The following is a 20484-nucleotide window of genomic DNA, read 5'->3' as shown; positions in this document are numbered from 1 at the left end:
GCTATCCCTCCCCATTTCACTGTTTTTTCGTAATGTATTTTTGCTTTAATGCATTATGTTCTTCTAATGTTTTCGCATAATACACTTCACCACTTGGTGCAGCTAAGAAATAATAATAATCTGTTTGCGCAGGATCTAACGCTGCTTCCACTGAATGTTTACCAGAGTTTGCAATCGGTCCAACCGGCAACCCTTTCACAACATACGTATTGTACGGTGAGTTTACTTTCAAGTCTTCGTATAATACACGTTGTTTATGCTTTCCAAGCGCGTATAATACCGTCGGATCCGTTTGAAGCGGCATGCCTTTCGCTAAACGATTATAGAAAACACTAGAGATTTTTTGGCGATCAGTAAAGCCAGTAGCCTCTTCTTCAATAAGTGAAGACAACGTGAGAAGTTGATGAACATCCCAGTTCTTCCCTTTCATTTTCGCCTCATTTTGAACAATAATTGCATTTGTTTTCTCAAGCATCGGGATTACAATTTCTTCTAATTTTGTATCCTTTTTATAGAAAGAATACGTTGCTGGATATAAGTATCCTTCTAATGGATATTTAATGTTGCTATCAAAAATTTTATCTGTTAATAGCTTCGGATACTTTTGCTGCATTTTTTGAATAAATGCTTTATCGTTTAATTGACGCACAACATCATCTTTATTCCACTTTAATTCTGCCGCAATCACTTCAGCAATTTCAGTTACTTGCGCCCCTTCTTTAATCGTCACTTTATAAAGAGCCGGACGATGTACGTTGCCAGATGACATTTGTTCAATGACATCGTTGGCACTCATCGAAGGATTTAATAAATATGTACCTGCTTGTAAGCTTTTCGACTTAAATTTCGTATAAAAACTAAAAACTGTACTGCTTTTCACAGCACCTTTTTCTTCTAAAATCTCACCGATTTTACTTGTAGATGACCCCTTTGGAATCTCTACCTCAATCTCTTTTTTATTTCCACTATCAACTGGCCCTAATGCAGATGAAATATACGCATAGACTGATCCACAAACTAAAAGCAGTGCGATAATCGAAATTAAAAAAATGCGTCTACGCTTCTTCTTCACTTGATTCTCTACCAAAATTCTTCCTCCTTATTCAATTGTAGACCGTATACACTTCCTCTATACAATGCCCTACAAACATAAAGCAAAACCAATCATTTCTAAATAATCGGTGACAGCTACTTATTTAAAGCCTTTTTTCATACAACCCGTCTTATTATACTATAAACAATTAAGTAGTTTCGAAAAAAAATCTGTCATTTTGCATATGAATACAAAAAGGCGAACTGTGTACACAGTTCGCCTTTTTATCCATTACTATTCTTCTTCTTGCTCATCAGCAAGAGTGTTAAACATTTCTTGTACCATTTCCCACTCTTCTTCAGATTCAATTGAAAGTAATGTTCCGCCCTCTTCTTCACTTTGCTCATATGCCATTGCATCGAAGATTTGGTCTCCATCTTCGTCTACTTCACCGATTGGAGAGAAGACTACGTAAGATTTTTTGCCGAATTTTTCAGCATCAAAAGTGAAAATAATTTCACATAAATGTTCGTTTCCTTTTTCGTCTACAATTGTAATTTGATTTTCTTCCATTTTGGTCACCTCTTATTTACTATCTAAAAATCCTTGTAAGATCACGACTGCAGCCATCTTATCGATTACCTGTTTTCGCTTCTTACGGCTCACATCAGCTGAAATGAGCAGACGTTCCGCTGCCATCGTCGACAAACGCTCGTCCCACATTACAACTTCTAATTGTAACAGATTTCGCAGGTTTTCTGCAAATTGCTGGCACGCTTCACCACGAGGGCCGATTGTACCATTCATATTTTTAGGTAAACCTACTACTATTTTGTCCACATTGTACTGTTTTACCAACTCAGAAATACGGTCAAAACCAAAGTGGCCTCGTTCTTCGTTAATCCTGATTGTTTCCAGCCCTTGTGCTGTCCAGCCCATTTCATCGCTCATTGCAACACCGACTGTTTTAGTACCAACATCTAAACCTAATATCCGCATAAACTACTCCTCACGATGATGTTTCAAGTAAGACTTCACAAGCTCTTCAATTATCTCATCACGTTCAAGCTTGCGAACGATGCTTCGTGCATCTTTATGGCGAGGTATGTATGCTGGATCTCCACTTAATAAATAACCGACGATTTGGTTAATCGGATTATAACCTTTTTCTTGAAGTGCATCATACACAGTTAAAAGTACATCATTTACATGGACACTCTGTTTTTCATCTTGAATGCTAAACTTCATTGTCTTATCAAAACCGTCCATTTCAAGCACCTCACTTGTAAGTAGTAAGTATAGGGAGAAGAACTTCTCCTCTCCCTACCATTGTACACTACTATCTCTTTATTTTGAAACAGATTTAACGTACTCTTGTACAAACGCTAAAGCTTCCTCTACTTGCGCTGGGTTTTTACCGCCTGCTTGTGCCATATCAGGACGGCCACCACCGCCGCCTCCACAACGAGAAGCTACTTCTTTCACAAGTTTACCCGCATGGTAACCTTGACTAATTAAATCTTTCGTTACGCCAGCTAAAATGTTTACCTTATCGTCATTTACAGACGCTAATACAACAACTGCAGACTCTAATTTATTTTTAAGGTCATCCATCATTGTACGTAAGTTGTTCATATCTGCAACATTTACTTTCGCCGCTAATACGTTCACGCCATCAACTGTCATTACTGAATCAGTTAAGTTTCCAGCTTCGATATTGCTTAATTTCGCAGCAAGAGATTCGTTTTCTTTTTGAAGTTGTTTTACTTCAGTAAATAAACCATCAACTCTTGTTAAAATATCTTTTGGATTTGTTTTCATTTTTCCTGCTGCTTCTTTTAATAAACCTACTTGATCGTTCATTAATTCGTATGCAGACTTACCAGTTACCGCCTCAATACGACGAGTTCCTGCACCGATACCAGACTCAGCAACGATTTTGAAAATACCAATAGAAGCTGTGTTATCAACGTGACAACCACCGCAAAGCTCTAAGCTGTAATCGCCTACTTGCACAACGCGTACAACATCGCCGTATTTTTCACCGAATAATGCCATTGCGCCCATTTCTTTCGCTTCTTCGATTGCTTTTTGAGAAATCGCAACATCAATACTTTCCCAAATTTTTTCGTTTACGATACGCTCAATTTTTTCTAATTCATCAGCTTGTACTTGACCGAAGTGAGAGAAGTCAAAACGTAAACGTTCAGATGTTACAAGAGAACCCGCTTGGTTAACATGTGTTCCAAGTATATCTTTTAATGCTTGGTGCAGTAAGTGAGTTGCTGTATGGTTTTTCACAACGCTACTACGGTTTTTCGTATCGATAAGAGCTTTTACAGCCGCTTCTTTCGTTAATGTACCTTCTTCCACAACTACTTTGTGTAAGTTTTGACCATTTGGTGCTTTTTGTACGTCTTTTACAACAACTTTCACGCCGTCAGCAAGAAGGTAACCACGGTCTGCAATTTGCCCACCGCTCTCAGCGTAGAATGGCGTTACATCAAGCATTAATTGTCCTTCTTCACCTGCTTGTAAGCTATCTGTATACTCACCATTTTTCACAAGGGCAACGACGTTACTTTCTGTTGCAACTGTACCGTAACCAACGAATTCGCTCGCTACTTTAACTTCACCAAGTACACCGCCTTGAACTTGCATAGAATCAACGTCTTGACGAGCAGCACGTGCACGCTCACGTTGTTTCTCCATTTCATTTTCAAAGCCCGCTTGATCAACTGTCATACCAGCTTCTTCTGCATATTCTTCTGTTAATTCAATTGGGAAACCGTACGTGTCGTATAGGCGGAACGCATCTACGCCAGAAATAACAGTTGTTTTTTCTTCTTTCGCTTTTGCAATTACTTCAGCTAAAATTGATTCACCATCATGAAGTGTTTCATGGAAACGCTCTTCTTCATTCTTCACAACTTTTGCGATGAAATCTTTCTTTTCAAGTACTTCTGGATAGAAGTCTTTCATTACTTCTCCAACAACCGGTACTAATTCAAACATGAACGGACGGTTGATGTTTAATTTCTTAGAATAACGAACAGCACGGCGTAATAAACGACGTAATACATAACCACGGCCTTCGTTAGATGGAAGAGCACCGTCACCAACAGCGAATGTTACTGTACGGATATGGTCAGCAATTACTTTAAACGCCATATCTTTTTCCAAATCGCCATTACGATATTTCTCACCAGAAATTGATTCTGTTGCACCAATCATCGGCATGAATAGGTCTGTATCAAAGTTCGTAGGTACATCTTGAACGATAGATGTCACACGCTCTAGACCCATTCCTGTATCGATGTTTTTCTTAGGAAGTGGCGTATATGAACCGTCTGGATTATGGTTAAATTGAGAGAATACAAGGTTCCATACTTCTAAGTAACGCTCGTTTTCTCCGCCCGGATATAATTCTGGGTCACTAAAGTCATTACCGTAAGATTCACCGCGGTCATAGAAAATTTCTGTATTCGGTCCACTTGGTCCTTCACCGATATCCCAGAAGTTTTCTTCTAAACGGATGATGCGTTCTTTTGGAACACCCATTTTCTCATTCCAAATTGTGAATGCTTCTTCATCTTCCGGATGAATTGTAACAGATAGTAATTCTTTATCGAATCCGATCCATTTGTCGCTCGTTAGAAATTCCCAAGCCCAAGTAATTGCTTCTTCTTTGAAGTAATCACCGATTGAGAAGTTCCCTAACATTTCAAAGAATGTATGGTGACGAGCCGTTTTCCCAACGTTTTCAATATCGTTTGTACGAATTGATTTTTGTGCATTTGTAATACGTGGATTTTGTGGGATTACACGACCATCAAAATATTTCTTTAATGTCGCTACACCACTATTAATCCATAACAGAGATGGATCTTCATGAGGAACTAGTGATGCACTTGGTTCTACTGCATGTCCTTTTTCTTGGAAAAAGTCTAAAAACATTTGACGAATTTGTGCGCCTGTTAGTTGTTTCATTGTATTTTCCTCCTTAAATATAAAAAACTCCCGCCCCTAATAAAAGGGACGAGAGTTAACTCGCGATACCACCCTAATTATGAATTGATTATTATAACAATCAATTCATCACCTCATGGTGCCGTAACGTGGCAAGACGGCAGTGATTAGCTGCTCTCAGGATTAGCTTTCTGTTACCCTTCATTTAAAGCTCCTTTCAGCCAGTGGAAGCTTCTCTCTACAAATGGACTGTAACGTACTTGTTCCGTCATTGATTTAATGTATTATATGACTAAATATAATAGAATTCTCTTAAGTTTGTCAATGTAGATAATCATTTATATTGTATCAATTGCTTATTAATCATAGTTATTCTACTATTCATTCTTAACAGCCTTTAAATATATTATGCATTTATTACTAAATAGGAATCTCCTCTCAAAAAATACTTTATGCGAATTTCTAAATATTACATTATTTGTTATAATTAAATTATTAACAATAAAGGAGCGATTACAATGACAACCTTATTGAATCAAGCTAAAGAAATGTTAACAACTGATGAAAAAATCCTTTTTTATGCAGCATGCTCATTAAATATATTTATATATCGTTCCGTCGCAAGACCAGGACTGTTAATTTTAACGAACAAACGGCTCTTCTTTTATGGACCAGATGTAAGTAAGAACCCAATATTTGAAGAGTACTCTTTTGCAAACATTTCTAATCTACAAGAGCAAAAGCGTCTTTTCAGCAATCAAATTATATTTATGTACGATAATGAATGGAAAAAAATAAAACATATTCAAACAAATGATGTAAGCTCTCTCGTTCAACAAATACACGAGCAACTCTCTAAATAATGATAGCCCTCTACTTTTATAAGTAGAGGGCTATCATATTACACATCTTCTTTTTTCCAAAGAGGCCTTACATGAACAATCACTGTACGAATAACTGCTAAAATTGGAACTGATATTAGTAATCCTACAATCCCGGCTATCTCTCCTCCAACTAGTAATGCAAGCATAATAATAACAGGATGCATACGAAGCGACTTACCAACGATGTAAGGCGATAAAATGTTACTTTCCAAAAATTGCAAAATAGCAATCGTAATCCCCGCCTTAATGAGTAAACTCGTTGATACCGTTGCCGCAATCATCAACGTCGGAATCGCCCCTAAAATAGGACCAAAGTACGGGATTATATCCGTTACCCCAATAATAATGCCGAGTAATAACGGATATTTCATACCGATAAACCAAAAAGAAAGAACAGATACTCCCCCTAATACTAAGCAAACAAATAACTGTCCTCGAATATAACTTCCGAGTGATTTATCAATTTCTTTCGCAAGCATTTGCCCCGTACTACGCCACTTACTCGGGACTAATTTCCAAAATACATGATAAAACTCACCGTAATCTTTTAATATGTAAAATACAATGAACGGAATTAAGAAAATAATGAGTAACGAATCCAGTACACCACGAGCTGTGCTCATGACTTTATTTAAAAGCGCTTGAATCTTCGTTTCTACACCACCAAAAATTTGTTTCACCTTTTCATGAATAAATGATGGGAAATTCGCTGTTTGTTCTGTAACTCCATCCATCCAAGAATCGTACATTTTTGTAAACTGCGGAAATTGTTCATTAATTTCTTGTAACTGTTTAATAACAACTGGCGTTCCTTTATAAATTCCATAGCCAATTCCGCCAAAGAAAAGAATATAAATGAGCAAAATAGCAAGTGTGCGTGGCATTCCTTCCTTATGGATTTTTTCAATTAAAGGGTGTAATAAATAAGCAATAAAACAAGCAATAAAGAACGGTGTGATTGCCACTTTAAATACAAAAATAATCGGTGCCCATAGTGGCTTAATTTTTAAAAAGACGAGCAAACAAAGAAAAACGAGTAACAATAATCCTAAACGATATATCCAAATGATTTTAAGATTCTTCACACGAAAAACCTCCTCCATCTTTATTTTGAAAATAAATAGGTTAGGTTATGTGCAAAAGTTTTAAAATCTTTTTATACAGACCATACTGTTTTTTAAAGACATACATATATTTAACATAATAAGGACAACCACCCCTGAAAATACAAAATGTCAAAATATAATCAGGAGGGCTCATAATGATCTTATTTATGCTTGCATTATCCGCACTTTTTATGCTTCTTGAATGGATTTGTATCGGGTTTGGTATTTGGAAAGGCTTCTTTATTCGTTCCTCACGAAAGGAAAGAGCTAAGCACTTATGGCATTATGGAATGCTTGGCGTTGGATGCTACGGTTTATCTTATCTCTTCTCTGAAATCGGACTTTTATATTTGCATACAAGCGCATAAAAAAACTCCCTTATCATAAAGGGAGTTTTTTACGCCTTATAAATAAGACTTAATCATCTTACGTGCTTTTTTCACATTGCGTTTTGAGAATACATCTTGTTTGCGAGCATATTGATACGCTGCAGCTCCAACACCTAATGCGATTAATGAATTGCGTAGATTCAAAGTAAATCCCCCTTTTCGTTATCCGATCGTTCTTTCATTATCATCAAATAAATCATCAAGAGAGCTTAATGAACCATCTTCCTCTACTTGATGTGTATGGATTTTCCCCTTTGAAACCGATAATTCGATATAACAATTCCAGCAATAAAATTGGTTGACACCTATTTTTCCGATGTCTTTCCCTTTGCAATTTGGACAACTGAACATATGGCTTTCATCTCCTTACAGTCTCCCAGATTCTATTCGCCATTATGTCCAAACTGCATTCATTTATACATTGCTAGAACCTTTCAACGTTATACGTTTGAAAGGTTCACTATATAATTTCACCTTGTTACATGAAATCATACGGTGAAATGTTTTCCACGTCCATTTCTTCACCATTAACCGTCACCATCTGCACTTCTCCTTGTGATTCTTGCAATCGGCCAGCTAAAGTCGTTTGACGCATTGCATCATCAAGGCGATTTACACCGGATTGAAACGCTGCTTCCTCCCCGCAAATAATAAGGAATTTCTTACTCCTTGTAATACCCGTGTAAATTAAATTACGACGTAACATACGGTAGTAGCTCTTTACAATTGGCATAATAACTATTGGGAATTCACTACCTTGTGATTTATGAATCGAGCAGCAATAGGCATGCGTAATTTGATTTAAATCCGGCTTTGTATATGTTACTTCAATTCCATCAAATGAAACGATAATCATATCTTGTTGCTCGACATTTTCTTTCGCATAAAATACTGAAACAATTTCTCCAATATCACCATTAAACACTTGGCTTTCCGGCTGATTGACTAATTGAAGTACTTTATCACCTCTCCGGTATACAACGTCACCGTAGGCAATTTCTTTACTCTTTTCTTTTTTCGGATTAAACACTTCTTGAAGAGCTTCATTTAACACATTAATACCTGCTGGTCCGCGGTACATTGGTGCCAACACTTGTACATCTCTTGCACTAAAGCCTTTTGTCTTAGCATTTTCACAAACCTTTTTAACAACCTCAACAATTTGAGCACCTGCACAGCTGATAAATGAACGATCTTTTTTATTTTGTGCTAAATCTGGCGGAAGTGTTCCGTCTTTTATCGCATGGGCAAGCTGAATAACAGACGAACCTTCTGCCTGACGATAAATTTCTGTGAGTTTTACCGTTGGAATGGCACCTGCATTTAATAAATCTTTCAACACTTGTCCAGGTCCTACCGATGGTAATTGGTCTTCATCACCTACAACGATTACTTGGATGTTCGTCGGCAAGGATTTAAACAATTGATTTGCCAGCCAAATATCTACCATCGAAAACTCATCAATAATAAGGAGCTTCCCTTGAACAGGGTCTGTTTCATTTCGCTGGAAAGACCCTTCTGGCGTCCATCCAAGCAGGCGATGAATTGTGCACGCCGGAAGCCCCGTCGATTCACTCATTCGCTTCGCTGCTCTTCCTGTTGGAGCCGTTAATAGTATTGGAAATGGATTGTCATCACTATATTCATTTAGATTTAGTGATAGCCCGTGAAGCGACGCATACATTTCAACAATTCCTTTAATAACTGTAGTTTTCCCCGTTCCTGGTCCACCTGTTAATAACATCATCGGCTTATGAAGTGCAGTTTGAACTGCTTCTTGCTGAAGCGGTGCATACTGTACCTTTAGCTGTTCTTCAATTTCACCTAATGTCTTTAACACTTCTGCTTCAGGAAATGCAGGGGTTTCCTCTTGATTCATAAGCCTGCGAATGGACTTTACAACGCCTTTTTCAGAGTAAAATAACGAAGCTAAATACACACGCTCTTCTTCTATGATGACTTTCCCTTCACTTTGCATCATTTCAACGCAGCCTACAATATCTTCCTCAGTCACTCCGCCTTCTTGATTATTTAAAAGTGACATCGTTTCTCTTACAAGCTGACCTTTTTCCATATACACGTGACCGAGTTGTAATGAAATATTCTCTAACGTATAAAAACACCCTGCACGTACACGGTCATCGTGATTGCCCGTTATTCCGATTGCACGCCCTATATCATCTGCTCTTCCAAATCCAATTCCGTCCACTTCTTCAATAAGTTTATACGGATTATTACGAATCACTTCTAATGTCATCTCTTTATATTGCTGATAAATTTTAATAGAAAGTTTTGTTCCAAAACCGTAACCATTTAAAAAACTCATCACTTTCTCGAGCCCTTGATGCTCAATAATCGTCTCATATATTTCCTGCGCTTTTTGCTTGTTTACAACACCACTTAACGCATCCGGATCATCCATAATTTTAGAAATCGCATGCTCACCAAGATGGTCCACGATTTTTTCGGCTGTACGCTTTCCAATCCCTTTAAATAAATCGCTCGCTAAATATTGCACCATACCTGCTTTTGTTTGTGGCAATTCTTTTTTAAACGTTTCAACTAAATATTGTTTTCCATACTTTGGGTGGTCTTTAAAATGACCTGTTAATGTAAACACTTCATCTTCATGCATACGGGGAAAATGACCGTTTATCATTACTTTTTTTTCGTCGTATGTTTCATTCGTTTCAATGACTTTCATACTGACAACGGAATAGAGGTTTTCTTCGTTGTGGAAAATGGTATGAAGAACTTGCGCTTTTATAAATCTTTTTTCTTCCTCAAACAAATCCATTGCATGTTGATTTCCCATATTTCCTCTCCTTTCCGAGTTCTTTTCACTTTAATGAGCAGTACATCCCCCACCTCTTTCACAATCTTTAGATGAGGGGTAACTGCGCATTAAACTATAATTTCACTTTATTCAGCTTCTTGCTCTAATAAACGAATACCATTACCAGCTAAAAAGTGGTCTGCTTGAATTTCAGTCGCTTTCTTAAATAAAGTAAGAGCTTTCTCGTTATTCTCCTCGAATACGTACGCAACACCTAAATTATAATACGCATCTGCATGCTCTTCATCCATTTCTAACACCTTTTCAAAATAAGGTTTTGCCTCTTGAATATGTTCTAGTCGTGCGAAGCAAAGTCCGCATTGGAAAACAGCTTCTACATCGCCTTCATCTAATTCCGTCGCTCTTTGTAAAAATGGAAGTGCAAGACGATCATTTCCAAGTTGCACATGTGTGATACCTAACATAAATGTTACGTCAGCTGATTGTAATCCCACTTGCATCGCTTGTTCAAATACAGCCTTCGCCTCTGCAAATTGCTCTTGACCGTAATATACGTTGCCTAATCCATAATAAGCAGCCGCAGATTTACCATCTAATTCTAATGCACGTTTATAAAATAAAATTGCTCGCTCACTATCACCTAATACATCTAATAAATTCGCAAAGTTAATGTATCCAAGCGCATCTTTCGGGTTTTCTTCGATTGCTTCTGTGAAATTTTCAGCTGCTTCTTCCCAGTTTCCTTCTTGCATATATTTAATACCTGTTTCAAGTTTGTTTGACATATCCTTCACCTCTACAACAAATTATAACAAAGAATGTATTTTCCAAGCGAACAAAAATTCGCTTTATGTAAAAGAAACCTCTAACCGCTAATCGGCAGAGGCTTCTCGTGTTATCCTAAATAATCTAATTTCTTACCACTATGATATACTTCATCAATTGTAGCGCCGCCTAAGCACTCATCTCCATCATAGAAAACAACTGCTTGGCCTGGCGTAATCGCACGAATTGGCTCATCACAAAGAATACGAACTGTATTTTCATCAACGATTTGAACCGTTACTTTATTGTCTGCTTGACGATAACGGAATTTCGCTGTACACGTAAATTCTTTTTCCTTCGCTTTATTACTTACCCAGCCTACATTCGTAGCAATAACTTCATCACCATATAGAAGTTCGTTATGGAATCCTTGATCAACATATAAAATGTTTTCTTTCAAGTTTTTTCCCACAGCAAACCACGGATCACCATTACCACCAATACCAAGGCCATGACGTTGTCCAATTGTATAATACATTAAACCATCATGTTTCCCTTTCACTTCACCAGATAATGTTTGCATCACACCTGGTTGCGCCGGTAAATAGTTACTTAAGAAATCTTTAAAGTTACGCTCACCGATGAAGCAAATACCAGTACTATCTTTCTTCGCCGCTGTCGCTAAACCAGCTTCTGTCGCCATTTCGCGAATTTGTGGTTTCTTTAATTCACCTAATGGGAACATTGTTTTTGATAGTTGCTCTTGGCTTAATTGATTTAAGAAATATGTTTGATCTTTATTGTCATCAACGCCGCGAAGCATTTTATATTCGCCGTCCATATAAGCAACGCGTGCATAATGACCTGTTGCTACATAATCAGCACCAAGTGCAATTGCATGCTCTAAAAATGCTTTAAATTTAATTTCTTTGTTACACATTACATCTGGGTTTGGTGTACGACCAGCTCGGTACTCATCTAAAAAGTACGTGAATACTTTATCCCAGTATTGTTTTTCAAAGTTTACTGCATAATACGGAATGCCGATTTGGTTACACACTTCAATTACATCATTGTAATCTTCTGTTGCTGTGCAGACACCATTTGCATCTGTATCATCCCAGTTTTTCATAAAAATTCCGATTACATCATAACCCTGCTCTTTTAATAAAAGAGCTGCTACAGATGAATCGACGCCACCGGACATCCCGATGACAACGCGTGTTTCTTGAGGTAGTTTGTTCATCATGTCACCTCCCATGCTAATTTTGTGTTAATCGCTTCACGATTTTCACTGTTTCGTACGCCGCTTTTTCAATTTGCTCTTTCGTATTTCCAAGTCCGAAACTAAAACGTACGGATGAACGTATTCGATCGGAGTCTTTTCCGAACATCGCCACTAATACATGTGATGGATCAATCGAACCAGCTGTACAAGCAGAACCACTTGATACTGCAATACCAGCTAAGTCTAGGTTTACAAGAAACGGTTCAATATTCATTCCTGTAAAACTTATATTAAACACATGTGGTAAGCGATATTCCAAGTCTCCGTTTACCTCGAAATGAATGTCCTCATTTTTGAAGACAGATACCATTATATCTTTAAACTCTTCATATTGGGCATTTTTTTGCTCACGAGTTTTTTCAGCTAGCGAAACTGCATGTTGAAGTCCAACAATACTAGGTACATTTTCAGTACCAGCACGACGTTTTCTTTCTTGCTCTCCGCCTATTAATAACGGTTCAAATTTCACATTTGCACCAGCATATAGGAACCCTACACCTTTTGGGCCGTTAATTTTGTGAGCGGAAATCGATAATAAATCAATACCAAACTCTTTCACATCTATTTCTATTAAACCGTAAGCTTGTACAGCATCTGTGTGGAAATAAGCTTGATGCTCTTTTAACAGCTTACCTATTTCCACAATTGGTTGTATTGTCCCTACTTCATTATTCCCGAACATAATAGATACAAGAATCGTCTCTTCCGTTAGTGCCTTTTGTATGTCAGAAACTTGAACACGCCCTGTTTCATCAACAGGTAAATACGTCACTTCAAATCCTTCACGCTCTAGCAATTCACACGTATGCAAAATCGCATGATGTTCAATTTGCGTTGTAATAATGTGGTTACCTTTATGACGATTCGCACGCGCTACACCTATAAGTGCTAAATTATCAGCTTCTGTACCACCGCTCGTGAATATAATTTCATTTGGACTCGCGTGAATGCTACGTGCACACACACGTCTCGCCTCATCTACCGCATGGCGCGTTTGACGCCCATAAAAGTGAATACTAGACGGGTTTCCAAATGTTTCTGTCATATATGGAATCATCTTTTCGACTACTTCTGGGTGAGTCGGAGATGTCGCAGCATGATCTAAGTAAATGCGTTCCATTAAATCTCCTTCTTTCCAAATCGTTTCACAAGGAATTAAATGTAAAACATATAGCCCCCGTGATTTTCTTCCTCATAACGTACTAAATCTTCTAAAGTTGTACTATCTAATACTTCTTGCACTGCATCACGAACACGCATCCATAATTGGCGTTGTGCTGGTTCTTCTTCTTCTATCATTTCTACAACACTAATTGGACCCTCTAGTACACGGATTACATCTCCAGCTGTAATGTTGACTGGCTGATCAGATAATACATATCCACCATATGCACCACGCGTACTCTTTACAAGACGAGCGTTACGAAGTGGTGAAATTAATTGCTCTAAGTAATGCTCAGATAGATCATGTGCCTGTGCAATTGATTTTAATGAAATTGGGCCTTCACCAAACTTTTTTGCAAGGTCGATCATAATTGTTAAGCCGTAGCGGCCTTTCGTTGAAATCTTCATCTATTTGCACCTCATTTCAAATTTTCACTTCTATTGGTTATATCTTATTTATCCCGCTATTTGCAGGCAGTAAAACTCCCACCTCAAAATTCGGCTGGAGCAAAGAAGTTAGGTGGGGGATGAACAAAACCCCCACTGATTAAAGTTTCACTTTATAAAAGAACACAATTTAAAATCCTATGAAATTATAGCATAATATAGTATTATAAGAAATTTCAACTTGTGTATCAAAATGATAACATAAAATCACATTGAAAAACTCGGAAATTATTACAATTGAAAGAAAAATAGGAATATTCATATTCATATTCCCCACAAAACAGCATCCTATTTCAAATTTCATCAAAAAAAATGATACGATAGAATGAGATTATACATTAAGGGAGAGGGTCAAATGAAACAACCACTCGCACATCGAATGCGCCCTACAAATATTCAAGAAATTATCGGACAACAGCATTTAGTTGGTGAAGGTAAGATTTTATGGCGAATGGTCCAAGCAAATCATTTTCAATCAATGATTTTATACGGTCCTCCAGGCACAGGAAAAACATCAATCGCCAGCGCAATTGCAGGAAGTACTGGAACCCTGTTTCGCCTCTTAAACGCTGTTACTCATAATAAAAAAGATATGGAAGTTGTCGTACAAGAAGCGAAAATGCATCGGCACCTCGTTTTAATTTTGGATGAAGTTCATAGGCTAGATAAAGCGAAGCAAGACTTTCTATTACCCCATTTAGAAAGCGGACTTCTTACTTTAATTGGTGCAACGACAAGCAATCCGTTCCATGCTATTAATTCTGCTATTCGAAGTCGTTGTCAAATCTTCGAATTACACGCATTAACAGAAGATGATATTTTAATTGGCTTAAAACGAGCGCTTGAAGATAAAGAAAAAGGGCTTGGGGAATATGATGTAACTGTTACGGATGAGGCATTACATCACTTTGCAAATGCGTCAGGCGGAGATATGCGCTCAGCTTATAATGCACTTGAACTAGCTGTTTTATCTAGCTTTACAACTGACGACAAAGCCGCGGAAATCACACTTGAAATCGCGGAAGAATGCTTACAGAAAAAGAGTTTCGTTCACGACAAAGGTGGCGATGCTCACTATGACGTTTTATCTGCTTTTCAAAAATCAGTACGCGGAAGTGATGTGAACGCCGCACTTCATTATTTAGCACGTCTTATTGAAGCTGGTGACTTACAAAGCATCGGTAGACGTCTGCTTATTATGGCATATGAAGATATCGGACTTGCTAGCCCACAAGCTGGACAACGTACACTTGCAGCGATTGAATCAGCTGAACGGGTCGGCTTCCCAGAGGCACGCATACCACTTGCAAATGCTGTTATTGAACTTTGTCTATCACCGAAATCAAACTCGGCCTATAAAGCACTCGATGCCGCACTACACGATTTACGTAATGGCCAAACAGGCGATATTCCAAGTCATTTAAAAGATAGTCATTATAAAGGAGCCGAATCGTTAGGAAGAGGCATCGGATACTTATATCCACACGATCACCCAAACGGTTGGGTACAACAACAATACTTACCTGATAAAATTAAAAACAAGCAATATTATAAACCGAAAACGACAGGAAAATTTGAACAAGCACTTTCTACTGTTTATGAAAGATTACAAAGTTCGCATAAAACGAAGAATAAAGGGTAATATAAGCGAAAACGTCACCATTACGGAGGGTTCGCTTATGAAAACACGTCAAGATGCATGGACAAAAGAAGACGATCTCCTTTTAGCAGAAACTGTTTTACGACATATCCGCAGCGGAAGTACACAAATAAAAGCATTCGATGAAGTTGGTGATACATTAAACCGAACTTCAGCAGCTTGTGGCTTTAGATGGAATGCTGAAGTAAGACCATATTATGAAGATGCGGTGCAAATCGCAAAAAAACAACGTAAAGAATTAAAGCGTTCGGAAGCTAAAATAGAAAAAGAGCAGTTCACACAAACTCGGCAGCTCGTAATCGATGCCGAGTTTTCAGAAGATATTGCCCCAAATAAACAAGATCTTACAATGCAAAATGTCATCTCATTTTTGCAAAACTTGGAGCACAATAACCCTTCACTCGCAAAGTTACAAACTGAAAATGACGTATTACAAGATCAGCTCACTTCCCTGAAAAAAACGAATAATGAACTTGAAGCAAAATTAGCTGTTCTCACAAAAAAACAACAAGCAATCGAAGAAGATTATGCAATGCTTGTTAGAATTATGGATCGTGCTCGAAAACTTGTTTCGGTCGAAGAACAAGAAGAGCAAATTGCTCCGATTTTCAAAACCGATCAAAATGGAAATTTAGATATTATATATTCTGCAGAAAACTAAAAACAGGGATGCCACTTTTTCAAATAAGTGACATCCCTGTTTATTTTCCCTTAGTGAAAAAGCACCACAGTAAATGAAATTATATTAACGATTCGACATCGACATTTCTTTAAAACATACAAAAAGCATATATCCTAAACGATATATGCTTCCTTTTTATTCTTGCCCTACACGCTTCACTTCTACGTTTTTAATACGTTCACGTACAACGTGACTTGCCATAATTAAACCAGCCACAGATGGTACGAACGCATTTGAAGAAGGTGGTAATTTCGCTTTACGAATTTTTGCATTTTCGTCTGGTACGATTTCTTTACGTACTTCTTCACGAATTACGATTGGGTTTTCGTCAGAGAAGACAACTTTTACACCTTTTTTAATACCATCTTTACGAAGCTTCGTACGAATTACTTTCGCAATTGGATCTGTATGTGTTTTAGAAATGTCCGCAATACGGAAACGAGTTGGGTCCATTTTATTTGCCGCACCCATACATGAGATAATTTTGATTTTACGACGTAAACATTGTTTAATTAAATGAATTTTGAACGTAATCGTATCAGATGCATCTACTACGAAATCTAAACCGTGTTTAAAGAACTCTTCATATGTTTCATCTGTATAAAACATCTCTAGTCCAATTACTTCACACTCTGGATTAATATCTGCAATACGCTCTTTCATTAATTCTACTTTTGAACGTCCTACAGTAGATACTAACGCGTGAATTTGACGGTTTACGTTTGTAATATCTACAACATCTTTGTCAACTAATACGAGACGTCCTACGCCAGAACGTGCTAACGCTTCTGCGGAAAATGATCCTACGCCGCCAATACCTAAAATACCGACTGTACTATTTTTTAATATTTCAAGGCCTTCTTTTCCAAAGGCTAATTCATTACGTGAAAATTGATGTAACATTCAGCTCTACACTCCTATTACAAAAATGGTCTACCATGTATTCTAGCGTTTTTCCGACTATTTGTATAGAAAAAGTTATAGAATTCCTAAAAATACGTATTTCAAACAAGGAAAACATAATGTAAAACCGGACTTTTTAAACAATCTCTATAAAAAAAGCCTAGATGGGGTTAGTATAACCATCTAGACTCTATTCTTACTTCTCTTCTTTCAAGCTCAATTTTAAGCTTAGCTCTTCAAGCTGAGCTTCTGCAACTGGGCTTGGCGCTTCTGTTAATAAGCAGCTTGCGCTTGCTGTTTTCGGGAATGCAATTGTATCACGAAGGTTCGTACGACCTGCAAGTAACATAACAAGACGGTCTAAACCTAATGCGATTCCGCCGTGTGGTGGTGTACCGTATTCGAATGCTTCTAATAAGAATCCGAATTGTTCTTGTGCTTCTTCTTGTGAGAATCCAAGTGCTTTGAACATTTTTTCTTGTACGTCACGCTCGTAAATACGAAGTGATCCACCACCAAGCTCATAACCGTTTAATACAAGGTCATATGCTTGTGCACGTGCTTTTTCTGGTGCTTTTTCTAATAACTCAACGTCTTCACGGAATGGCATTGTGAATGGGTGGTGAGCTGCGAAGTAACGATCTGCATCCTCATCGTACTCAAGAAGTGGCCAATCAGTTACCCATAGGAAGTTAAATTTACTTTCGTCAATTAACTCAAGTTCTTTACCTAGACGTAAACGAAGTGCACCTAAGCTATCTGCAACAACACTTTTCTTATCTGCTACGAATAGTAATAAGTCACCAGCATCCGCTTCTAATGTACTCATTAACACGTTTGCCTCTTCTTCACCGAAGAATTTCGCAATCGGTCCTTTTAAGCCGTCTTCTTCAACTTTAAGCCAAGCTAGACCTTTTGCACCGTATACTTTGGCGAATTCAGTTAATGCATCGATGTCTTTACGAGAGTATTTGCTCGCTGCACCTTTTGCGTTAATCGCTTTTACTTGTCCGCCGTTTTCTACAGCACTTGTAAATACTTTAAATCCACAGCCTACTGCAAATTCAGATAGGTCTTTTAGTTCCATTTCAAAGCGTGTATCCGGCTTATCAGAACCAAAGCGAGCCATTGCATCAGCATATTTCATACGAGGGAATGGTGCACTAACTTCTACACCTTTTGCATCCTTCATGACTTTCGTCATCATACGCTCCATCATTTCTAAAATTTCATCTTGTGTTAAGAATGATGCCTCGATATCAATTTGCGTGAATTCCGGTTGACGGTCCGCACGTAAATCTTCGTCACGGAAACAACGTGCTACTTGATAGTAACGCTCAAATCCACCGACCATAAGAAGCTGTTTAAATAGCTGCGGAGATTGAGGTAATGCATAAAATTCACCATCATGCACACGGCTTGGTACTAAATAGTCGCGAGCTCCTTCTGGCGTGCTCTTCGTTAAAATTGGTGTTTCAACTTCTAAGAATTCTTCTGTATCTAAGAAGTTACGAATTGTTTTCGTTACGTCATGACGCATTTTGAATGTGTTGAACATTGCAGGACGACGTAAGTCTAAGTAACGATATTTTAAACGCACATCTTCTGATGCATCTGTATCATCAGCAATAATGATTGGCGTTGTTTTCGCTGCGTTTAATACATTTACTTTCGATGCTTGTACTTCAATACGACCAGTTGCCATATTATCATTAATTGCGCCTTCACCACGTTCAACAACTGTACCTTCTACGTGCAATACGTATTCGCTACGAATCGTTTCTGCTACTTCTAACGCTTCTTTTGATGTTTCTGGATTAAATACAACTTGTACGATACCTGTACGGTCACGTAAGTCGATAAAGATTAATCCACCTAAATCACGGCGTTTTTGTACCCAACCTTTTAATTGAACTGTTTGTCCAACCGCTTCTACTGTTACTTTTCCGCATGCATGTGTTCTTTCAGCCACTTTAAGTTCCCCCTATATTAATTTCTCTGCTACATATGAAGCAAATACATCTAACGCTACTTCTTCTTGTCCGCCTGTTGCCATATCTTTTAAGTTAATGATGCCTTTATCTAGCTCATCTTCCCCTAATACAGCTACGTATTTCGCATTTAAACGATCTGCAGATTTAAATTGTGCTTTCATTTTGCGATCTAAATAATCTTTTTCAACTGATAATCCAGCTTTACGAAGATCGAACGCAACTTTTGCAGCACGGTCTTTCGCTTTTTCACCAAGTGCTACAACGTAACAATCAATACTATGTTCAATTGGTAACTCAATATTTTCAGCCTTCAGCGCCATAATTAAACGCTCAATACTCATCGCAAAACCGATACCTGGCATTTCCGGTCCACCGATTTCTTGTACAAGTCCGTTATAACGGCCACCGCCACTTAATGTTGTGATAGCACCGAAACCTTCTGCCTCACTCATAATTTCAAAAACAGTGTGTTGGTAGTAGTCTAAACCACGTACTAAATTCGGATCTTTCTCAAATGGAACATCCATCATCGTTAGTAGTTCTTGTACTTTGTCGTAGTATACTGCTGAATCTTCGTTTAAGTATTCTGTAATAGATGGTGCCGTGCTCATTAATTCATGATTACGGTCCTTCTTACAGTCTAAAATACGAAGAGGGTTTTTTTCTAAGCGAGATTGGCAATCAGAACAGAATTCTCCGATGCGCGGCTCAAAGTGAGCAATTAACGCATCACGGTGTGCTTGACGACTCGCTGCATCACCTAAGCTATTTAATACAACTTTAATATTTTTCAAGCCCATACCGCGGTAAAACTCTACAGCAAGTGCAATTACTTCTGCATCAATTGCTGGATCGTTACTACCAATTGCTTCAATACCGAATTGTACGAATTGACGATAGCGACCTGCTTGTGGTCTTTCATAACGGAACATTTGGCCGATATAGTATAATTTTGTTGGTTGTGTTGCATCACCGAACATTTTGTTTTCAACGTAAGAACGTACAACAGGTGCAGTACCTTCTGGACGTAATGTTAAACTACGCTCTCCACGGTCTTGGAATGAATACATTTCTTTTTGTACGATATCTGTCGTATCACCAACACCACGTAAAAATAGCTCTGTGTGCTCAAAAATTGGTGTACGAATTTCTTTATAATTGTAACGACGGCAAATGTCGCGCGCTTGCCCTTCGATATACTGCCATAACTCAACACTACCTGGAAGAATATCTTGCGTTCCGCGTGGGATTTGAATAGACATATTCAGTTCCTCCTCAAATTGTTTTAATCTTAATAAAAATAAAAAAACTCCCGCCTCTACTGTTTGAACAGTAGGGACGAGAGTATTATACCCGTGGTGCCACCCTAATTGAAGCACGTATGCTTCCACTTTTTTAATAAC

20 protein-coding genes and 2 other annotated features (1 of these 22 cut by a window edge) are annotated in these 20484 nt (G+C 38.0%); of the genes, 4 read left to right on the top strand and 16 right to left on the bottom strand.

The genetic code is table 11. The features are described 5' to 3' along the window. Positions 1 to 16 precede the first annotated feature (16 nt). The 5 genes from mltG to alaS all read right to left on the bottom strand — a co-directional run bounded on the left by mltG (position 17) and on the right by alaS (position 5023). Positions 17 to 1087 (bottom strand): endolytic transglycosylase MltG, encoded by a 1071-nt coding sequence (gene mltG / locus B5P42_RS10720; protein WP_044442460.1) that lies wholly within the window; start codon positions 1085 to 1087, stop codon positions 17 to 19. Positions 1088 to 1327: 240 nt separating this feature from the next. Beyond that, positions 1328 to 1606, bottom strand: coding sequence for a DUF1292 domain-containing protein (locus tag B5P42_RS10715; RefSeq protein ID WP_002034112.1), 279 nt, complete (start codon positions 1604 to 1606; stop codon positions 1328 to 1330). Positions 1607 to 1618: 12 nt separating this feature from the next. Next, the gene (gene ruvX, locus B5P42_RS10710; protein WP_001221204.1) at positions 1619 to 2032 is read right to left on the bottom strand and encodes a Holliday junction resolvase RuvX; all 414 of its coding nucleotides are present in this window, start codon (positions 2030 to 2032) and stop codon (positions 1619 to 1621) included. A gap of 3 nt (positions 2033 to 2035) precedes the next feature. Beyond that, positions 2036 to 2302: an IreB family regulatory phosphoprotein gene (locus B5P42_RS10705; protein WP_000348591.1), complete on the bottom strand. Its 267-nt coding sequence runs from the start codon at positions 2300 to 2302 to the stop codon at positions 2036 to 2038. 78 nt (positions 2303 to 2380) lie between these two features. Further along, complete coding sequence (gene alaS / locus B5P42_RS10700) at positions 2381 to 5023, bottom strand: alanine--tRNA ligase (RefSeq protein WP_113734180.1); 2643 nt, start codon at positions 5021 to 5023, stop codon at positions 2381 to 2383. A 41-nt stretch (positions 5024 to 5064) separates the two neighbouring features. Then, positions 5065 to 5283: a binding site (T-box leader), on the bottom strand. Positions 5284 to 5520: 237 nt separating this feature from the next. On the opposite strand from alaS, the gene B5P42_RS10695 reads away from it, so the two are divergent. Then, a complete protein-coding gene (locus tag B5P42_RS10695; RefSeq protein ID WP_002034108.1) occupies positions 5521 to 5865 on the top strand; it encodes a PH domain-containing protein in 345 nt (114 codons plus the stop codon). Positions 5866 to 5903: 38 nt separating this feature from the next. Here the strand turns inward: B5P42_RS10695 and B5P42_RS10690 are convergent, their stop codons facing one another. Next, positions 5904 to 6971: an AI-2E family transporter gene (locus B5P42_RS10690; RefSeq protein WP_113734179.1), complete on the bottom strand. Its 1068-nt coding sequence runs from the start codon at positions 6969 to 6971 to the stop codon at positions 5904 to 5906. Between the two features lie 176 nt (positions 6972 to 7147). Here B5P42_RS10690 and B5P42_RS10685 point away from each other — a divergent pair, with 176 nt between their 5' ends. Next, a complete protein-coding gene (locus B5P42_RS10685; protein WP_002015285.1) occupies positions 7148 to 7360 on the top strand; it encodes a hypothetical protein in 213 nt (70 codons plus the stop codon). A 36-nt stretch (positions 7361 to 7396) separates the two neighbouring features. On the opposite strand, the gene B5P42_RS10680 is transcribed toward B5P42_RS10685, so the two are convergent. From B5P42_RS10680 to cymR, 7 genes are all read right to left on the bottom strand, one after another. Then, positions 7397 to 7525 (bottom strand): YrzQ family protein, encoded by a 129-nt coding sequence (locus B5P42_RS10680; RefSeq protein WP_002015286.1) that lies wholly within the window; start codon positions 7523 to 7525, stop codon positions 7397 to 7399. An 18-nt stretch (positions 7526 to 7543) separates the two neighbouring features. After that, positions 7544 to 7732: a hypothetical protein gene (locus B5P42_RS10675; RefSeq protein ID WP_002015288.1), complete on the bottom strand. Its 189-nt coding sequence runs from the start codon at positions 7730 to 7732 to the stop codon at positions 7544 to 7546. A gap of 127 nt (positions 7733 to 7859) precedes the next feature. Beyond that, the gene (gene recD2 / locus B5P42_RS10670) at positions 7860 to 10196 is read right to left on the bottom strand and encodes an SF1B family DNA helicase RecD2 (RefSeq protein ID WP_088293724.1); all 2337 of its coding nucleotides are present in this window, start codon (positions 10194 to 10196) and stop codon (positions 7860 to 7862) included. Positions 10197 to 10303: 107 nt separating this feature from the next. Then, complete coding sequence (locus B5P42_RS10665) at positions 10304 to 10963, bottom strand: tetratricopeptide repeat protein (protein WP_002088750.1); 660 nt, start codon at positions 10961 to 10963, stop codon at positions 10304 to 10306. A gap of 110 nt (positions 10964 to 11073) precedes the next feature. Beyond that, positions 11074 to 12189, bottom strand: a complete 1116-nt coding sequence (gene mnmA / locus B5P42_RS10660; RefSeq protein WP_002088752.1) for a tRNA 2-thiouridine(34) synthase MnmA — start codon at positions 12187 to 12189, stop codon at positions 11074 to 11076. 16 nt (positions 12190 to 12205) lie between these two features. Continuing rightward, positions 12206 to 13351 (bottom strand): cysteine desulfurase family protein, encoded by a 1146-nt coding sequence (locus B5P42_RS10655; RefSeq protein WP_113734178.1) that lies wholly within the window; start codon positions 13349 to 13351, stop codon positions 12206 to 12208. A gap of 35 nt (positions 13352 to 13386) precedes the next feature. Continuing rightward, on the bottom strand, positions 13387 to 13803 hold the full coding sequence (cymR, locus tag B5P42_RS10650; protein WP_000704117.1) for a cysteine metabolism transcriptional regulator CymR: 417 nt from the start codon (positions 13801 to 13803) through the stop codon (positions 13387 to 13389). Positions 13804 to 14197: 394 nt separating this feature from the next. Here cymR and B5P42_RS10645 point away from each other — a divergent pair, with 394 nt between their 5' ends. Both B5P42_RS10645 and B5P42_RS10640 read left to right on the top strand, forming a co-directional pair. Beyond that, positions 14198 to 15484 carry a replication-associated recombination protein A gene (locus B5P42_RS10645; RefSeq protein WP_002067244.1) on the top strand — a complete coding sequence of 429 codons (1287 nt, stop codon included), beginning with the start codon at positions 14198 to 14200 and terminating at the stop codon, positions 15482 to 15484. 37 nt (positions 15485 to 15521) lie between these two features. Further along, positions 15522 to 16163 (top strand): RsfA family transcriptional regulator, encoded by a 642-nt coding sequence (locus B5P42_RS10640; protein ID WP_002145629.1) that lies wholly within the window; start codon positions 15522 to 15524, stop codon positions 16161 to 16163. Between the two features lie 156 nt (positions 16164 to 16319). Here B5P42_RS10640 and B5P42_RS10635 read toward each other — a convergent pair whose 3' ends face one another. The 3 genes from B5P42_RS10635 to hisS form a co-directional block, all read right to left on the bottom strand. After that, on the bottom strand, positions 16320 to 17087 hold the full coding sequence (locus tag B5P42_RS10635) for a tRNA threonylcarbamoyladenosine dehydratase (protein ID WP_000903181.1): 768 nt from the start codon (positions 17085 to 17087) through the stop codon (positions 16320 to 16322). A 196-nt stretch (positions 17088 to 17283) separates the two neighbouring features. Further along, positions 17284 to 19059, bottom strand: a complete 1776-nt coding sequence (aspS, locus tag B5P42_RS10630) for an aspartate--tRNA ligase (protein ID WP_113734177.1) — start codon at positions 19057 to 19059, stop codon at positions 17284 to 17286. A gap of 12 nt (positions 19060 to 19071) precedes the next feature. Continuing rightward, positions 19072 to 20343, bottom strand: a complete 1272-nt coding sequence (gene hisS / locus B5P42_RS10625; RefSeq protein ID WP_012261743.1) for a histidine--tRNA ligase — start codon at positions 20341 to 20343, stop codon at positions 19072 to 19074. Positions 20344 to 20412: 69 nt separating this feature from the next. Next, positions 20413 to 20484, bottom strand: a binding site (T-box leader); it runs 159 nt beyond the window's last position.

This window comes from Bacillus sp. SRB_331, from assembly GCF_003264175.1.
Lineage (GTDB): Bacteria > Bacillota > Bacilli > Bacillales > Bacillaceae_G > Bacillus_A > Bacillus_A mycoides.
This window is presented reverse-complemented; position numbering and strand designations above follow the sequence as displayed.